Origin of the sequence: Pseudomonas sp. QLc11A (genome assembly GCF_052112305.1) — a bacterium.
Taxonomy (GTDB): domain Bacteria; phylum Pseudomonadota; class Gammaproteobacteria; order Pseudomonadales; family Pseudomonadaceae; genus Aquipseudomonas; species Aquipseudomonas laurylsulfatiphila.
In genome coordinates this window covers 1-295 of record NZ_JAVAJJ010000075.1, presented here as the reverse complement: position 1 = coordinate 295, position 295 = coordinate 1, and the positions used below count along the sequence as shown (strand labels likewise).

Genomic DNA, 295 nt, shown 5'->3' with positions numbered 1-295 from the left:
CCACAGGGTTTTGCATTGATCACACGATCAAGCCACACCACAGATCACTGTGGGAGTAACATCTCGGCGCTGGCGGACCAGACCTCGGAACAGGCGCAGAACTCGGCGTTGTTGAGTGAGGAGCTGAACAAGACTGCGAACACCCAGTATTCGTTGGTGGAGCGGTTCAACCGCTGATTGCTGCTGGAATGATAAAAACCCGGACAGTGAGAGCTTCCGGGTTTTTTATTATCAATTTGAAAAGTATGTTGTCTGTGCGCCCGCCTTCGCGGGCAAGCCCGCTCCCACAGGGTTT

At 53.6% G+C, this 295-nt stretch carries 1 pseudogene; it reads left to right on the top strand.

The annotated features are described in order from the left end of the window. Positions 1–177, top strand: a pseudogene (locus tag Q8X48_RS29955) (hypothetical protein); the annotation flags it as partial. Positions 178–295: the final 118 nt, after the last annotated feature.